Annotated in this window: 3 protein-coding genes, 9 tRNA genes and 1 rRNA gene; 3 read left to right on the top strand and 10 right to left on the bottom strand. The window is 38.2% G+C overall.

Features of this window, described 5'->3' with window-relative positions; genetic code table 11:
- Positions 1–110: 110 nt before the first annotated feature.
- Positions 111–305, top strand: coding sequence for a hypothetical protein (locus tag AC0KTX_RS16485; RefSeq protein WP_474253134.1), 195 nt, complete (start codon positions 111–113; stop codon positions 303–305).
- Positions 306–475: 170 nt separating this feature from the next.
- Here the strand turns inward: AC0KTX_RS16485 and AC0KTX_RS16480 are convergent.
- The 7 genes from AC0KTX_RS16480 to AC0KTX_RS16450 all read right to left on the bottom strand — a co-directional run bounded on the left by AC0KTX_RS16480 (position 476) and on the right by AC0KTX_RS16450 (position 1,459).
- Positions 476–547 (bottom strand) — tRNA-Gly (locus AC0KTX_RS16480).
- A gap of 4 nt (positions 548–551) precedes the next feature.
- Positions 552–627 (bottom strand) — tRNA-Lys (locus AC0KTX_RS16475).
- A 274-nt stretch (positions 628–901) separates the two neighbouring features.
- A tRNA-Gln gene (locus tag AC0KTX_RS16470) sits at positions 902–976 on the bottom strand.
- Positions 977–1,058: 82 nt separating this feature from the next.
- Positions 1,059–1,143: transfer RNA gene (locus AC0KTX_RS16465), tRNA-Tyr, on the bottom strand.
- 8 nt (positions 1,144–1,151) lie between these two features.
- A tRNA-Thr gene (locus AC0KTX_RS16460) sits at positions 1,152–1,224 on the bottom strand.
- 83 nt (positions 1,225–1,307) lie between these two features.
- Positions 1,308–1,383: transfer RNA gene (locus AC0KTX_RS16455), tRNA-Val, on the bottom strand.
- Between the two features lies 1 nt (position 1,384).
- A tRNA-Glu gene (locus AC0KTX_RS16450) sits at positions 1,385–1,459 on the bottom strand.
- Positions 1,460–2,124: 665 nt separating this feature from the next.
- Between AC0KTX_RS16450 and AC0KTX_RS16445 the strand changes: the two genes are divergently transcribed.
- Positions 2,125–2,415, top strand: coding sequence for a hypothetical protein (locus tag AC0KTX_RS16445; RefSeq protein ID WP_474253133.1), 291 nt, complete (start codon positions 2,125–2,127; stop codon positions 2,413–2,415).
- Positions 2,416–3,126: 711 nt separating this feature from the next.
- Positions 3,127–3,483, top strand: a complete 357-nt coding sequence (locus AC0KTX_RS16440; protein WP_474253135.1) for a VanZ family protein — start codon at positions 3,127–3,129, stop codon at positions 3,481–3,483.
- A gap of 202 nt (positions 3,484–3,685) precedes the next feature.
- On the opposite strand, the gene AC0KTX_RS16435 is transcribed toward AC0KTX_RS16440, so the two are convergent.
- From AC0KTX_RS16435 to rrf, 3 genes are all read right to left on the bottom strand, one after another.
- A tRNA-Thr gene (locus tag AC0KTX_RS16435) sits at positions 3,686–3,758 on the bottom strand.
- Between the two features lies 1 nt (position 3,759).
- A tRNA-Asn gene (locus tag AC0KTX_RS16430) sits at positions 3,760–3,834 on the bottom strand.
- A gap of 16 nt (positions 3,835–3,850) precedes the next feature.
- A 5S ribosomal RNA gene (rrf, locus tag AC0KTX_RS16425) occupies positions 3,851–3,924 on the bottom strand; the annotation flags it as partial.

The following is a 3,924-nucleotide window of genomic DNA, read 5'->3' as shown; positions in this document are numbered from 1 at the left end:
GTCAAATGATAATTTTGTACTTCCCAAAACCATTTACATCAAGCATTTAAACAAGATTTTGGACTGCGAAAGCTGAGAAAGTAACATATGATTTTATCGGGGAAGAAGCGATGAATTCTTTCAGCAAGTTAGATGAAGACAAAATCCAAGCCTTTAATGACTATGTTCTTTCCCCTTTTAAACCGGAAGAAGAAAAATGGCTTCAAGAGGCGATGGATTATTACGCAATCAAAACCGGCCTGTATCAACCAATTGATGAGCATAACGAAGAAAACGCTGATTTTTGCAGAAAGAAAAGCGAGTGAGGATAACCCCCCTTTCCTTATAAAAGGCTTTAAAGCCACCATTGCACCGGAAGATGCGATCTAAAGTGCAAGAGGTACGTCAATTTATTTTAAAAGCGGTTTACACCATTTTACAACTGCGCAAGCAACGGAAAAGCCCTGACAACAACGTCAGGGCTTTTTGCTAAAAAAGCGGAAGACGGGACTCGAACCCGCGACCCCCACCTTGGCAAGGTGGTGTTCTACCACTGAACTACTTCCGCAAAATGGTGAGCCATGGAGGATTCGAACCTCCGACCCTCTGATTAAAAGTCAGATGCTCTACCGACTGAGCTAATGGCTCAAAAATTACATCAACACTTATTGTCAGATGTCCCTTCCTCTTCCAGCTCTTTCAGGGAATGATGGATGCGTCGGGACAACTCGCAGCCTATCCATGGAAGCTTTGCTCGTTGCTCTACCAACTGAGCTAATGGCTTAAAATCAATCAATTCTTTTTTAAAAGCCAGATAGACACTTCCTCCCCAATTCTTTCGTGAATGCCGTGCGATAGGTTGTTTCACAAAGCTTTAAGCGAGTTCTACCAACTAGGCCGAGGTTTCATTTAAAAAATAAAATGGCTGGGCTAGCTGGATTCGAACCAGCGCATCACGGAGTCAAAGTCCGTTGCCTTACCGCTTGGCTATAGCCCAACAAAAACAATTTATGTACAATACATATTATTCCAGTAAAAAACCGCATTATTCAATAAAGTTCGGTATTTTTCAGCAAAGATGGTGGAGGGGGACGGATTCGAACCGCCGAACCCTGAGGGAGCGGATTTACAGTCCGCCGCGTTTAGCCACTTCGCTACCCCTCCAAAGTAAATGCCGGCGAGAGGAATCGAACCCCCAACCTACTGATTACAAGTCAGTTGCTCTACCAATTGAGCTACACCGGCATGTTTATTAATTTTTGAATCTTTACCGTCTCTGCTTATTGACCTTGCAACATTCCATATATTGGGCTTACCAGCTGGAAAAATGGTGGAGGATGACGGGATCGAACCGCCGACCCCTTGCTTGTAAGGCAAGTGCTCTCCCAGCTGAGCTAATCCTCCATGGTGACCCGTACGGGATTCGAACCCGTGTTACCGCCGTGAAAGGGCGGTGTCTTAACCACTTGACCAACGGGCCAATAACATCATTGATAAAAAAGACAAATCAAATTATATATAATAATTCACTTCTTGTCAATTGCAACAACGATTTTCCGCTAGCATGTTTTTTATCAATCAATCAACGAATGTTAGTATAAAGAAAAAATGGTTCGTTGTCAATATACCGAAAATGAAGAGTTTCCTGGTGGAGATTTTTTGGTTGCTCCGTTCAAAGCATGATCTCCTCCATTTTTACATCAAAAAAATGAGGGGAATTTTTTGAAAAGGTCTCGCGAAGTTCACGTCGATACCAACAAATAACTTCATAGGGGTCAACCTCCTTTCATTTAGGATCAGGGGAAGGACTCTTAGCGCACTTGCCGATCAATCACCCTCGCGTATGAAAACTTACCATGAGCTGCCTCGAAGCTGCCACTTCCAGCATGGGTTGCCAGAGGGAACAGCCTGCGGGTTAGAAGTTCAAACAAAAGCTGGAGAAACAGACTTAAAAAGTAGTCAAAGCTACAGGAGAGAGAAGGATTTCCCCAAATGATCCTTAAGACCATTATCTAGGGACATCGCGAAAAGTCCACCCCTAAAATGAAATTTTTTAGGCCCAGAAGGAAAGATTGGCTTTTTTTCAGATTTACCTCTACTTATTCTACCTAAGCAGCTTTCCCTCTATGATGAAACAAAAAAGAAGTGTATCCAAATGAAAAGGAATGGGAAGCTTTTATCAATAGGTTTGTAAGACTTTACCGTATATATGGTTTAAATGACGCAAGCGACGAAGAATTTTATAGAGGAAAAGTTGCCATGAGAATTGGATATCCTGTTGGATTACAAGATTTATATAATACTAACAATCGGGATGCTACGTACAAAGAGTTTAATTTTGAGATTCTTCCTACTCCTGTTTATTCAGATCATCCAAATATGACATTTGTCAAAGTAGATAGCAAACTTAATGATTTCAAGTCAATCAAAAATTAAAGATATTGCATGGAGGGTTTTAAGATTTGTTATGAGTAAAGAGTATGCTTTACAGGGAATAATGCATGAAACTGCATTTTTGGGGGATTTTATGACTTATCAAGATAAAGATACTATAAGTGTTTATCAAAAAAATGACAAATATTAACAAAAACTTCTTTACTAGTGGAGAAGGTCCTCTTGTAAATGATACAATATCATATAAGGATTATGTTTATTTACAAAAGTTAAACAGCGAGTATTTTTACAAAATGTTAGAAGGTGAACTCTCTGTTAAAAATGCAATCACAATGATTAAAAAGCGGGCTAAAAAGCATTTTGATTAGGATTTTGAAATATTTTTTCTTTATTTGAGGATAAACTAAATTTATTAAAGTAATTTATTTTCTTTGGGAGCGATGGACTTAAAAAATATTTCCTATTACTTATTCCGTTAACTTTGCTTATTCCAAGACAATTGACTACCTATCCTATAAAAGGTCAGTTGTTGGAAAACACCGTCAACATTTGCTTAATGACTTTTCTTCTTTATATATTGATAAAAAAAATGAATGCAAAAAATATTTTGGATGTTCTTGTCTTAACAGGTTTTACTCATATTTCTTTGCCCTTTACAGTGAGGCGGTATGGATACCTATCTCATATATGTTTAACAACAAGTTTTTAGGGCATAGCATCTTTTCTGAACCTTATTAGTCCTATCCACTAAATATCATTCCTCTTAGGAGCATATTTCAAACAATAGAAATGAACCCACATGCGCTATATCAAGTAGTAGGAAATTTACTAATGCTTATTCCATTTGCTTTTGCTGTCATGTATTTTGGTTTAACTAATAACTCGAAAAAAGTTATCTTATATTTTGGACTATGTTCCATAGCAATTGAACTATTTCAATTTTTACAAAGCTATATTGCTTCTTACTTTCATTCAGATGTAAGAAGAACCGATGTAGATGATATCATTTTAAATACCATAGGTGGTATTATTGGAGTGATTGCTTATAAAATATGGACAAAATTATATTGCTTTATCCAAAAAAACAAACACCAAGCCATGAAGCCTTAAATTTTTTCTTTAGAGAGAATATTGCCTTTGAAATCCATTTAGATGTATTTATATTATCATGTATATAGCAAACAATTGAGGCGAAAATAACAAAATAAATGACCAAATGATTTCAAAGTTTTGTCGACATAATTAAAAATAAAAAAAAACGCTTACCACCTTTTCGTGAAAAGCGAATAATAATATCAACATCTTTCACCAAAGCTTCCAGCCGGGCTTGAACCGGCGACCTCTTCCTTACCATGGAAGTGCTCTACCAACTGAGCTATGGAAGCATGGCTCCGCAGGCAGGATTCGAACCTGCGACCGTTCGGTTAACAGCCGAATGCTCTACCACTGAGCTACTGCGGAATGATTGAAATAGTTTGCCTGGCAGCGTCCTACTCTCGCAAGGGACAACCCCTTACTACCATCGGCGCTGAAGAGCTTAACTTCCGTGTT

The organism is Aeribacillus sp. JST-2, from assembly GCF_056032925.1.
Note: the sequence above shows the minus strand (reverse complement) of the source record. Positions and strands in the feature narration are given on the sequence as shown.